This is a genomic window from Gemmata algarum (assembly GCF_034097035.1).
Classification (GTDB): Bacteria; Planctomycetota; Planctomycetia; order Gemmatales; family Gemmataceae; genus Gemmata; species Gemmata algarum.
The window spans coordinates 1-276 of sequence record NZ_JAXBLV010000161.1; the positions used below are offsets into that span (position 1 = coordinate 1).

Consider the following 276-nt stretch of genomic DNA (forward strand, 5'->3'; position numbering starts at 1 on the left):
CTCTTCGAGGGTCATGTCGGGCGTTGCAGCGATGACCTCGCGGATCCGCTCGGCCGGGGTGTCGAGTTGGGGCACCCGGTTGTTGCGGCACGACCCGGGCTCGATGCGCCCGTCCTCCCGACGCCGCTGCTTGAGACGGCGTACCCACGACGCGCTCACCTTGTACCTCTCCGCGACGGCTGTGGTTCCCATCCCCGCATCACAGTCCTCAAGCACCCGCTTCCGCAAGTCCATCGACAGCGCGTTCATGGCATCCCCCGGTCGGATACCCCCCTA

Annotated in this window: 1 protein-coding gene; it reads right to left on the minus strand. The window is 67.4% G+C overall.

The genetic code is table 11. The features are described from left to right. Window positions 1-249, minus strand: a 249-nt coding sequence (locus R5W23_RS12625) for a helix-turn-helix domain-containing protein (RefSeq protein WP_320686628.1), incomplete at its 3' end; no start/stop codon positions are given. Window positions 250-276: the final 27 nt, after the last annotated feature.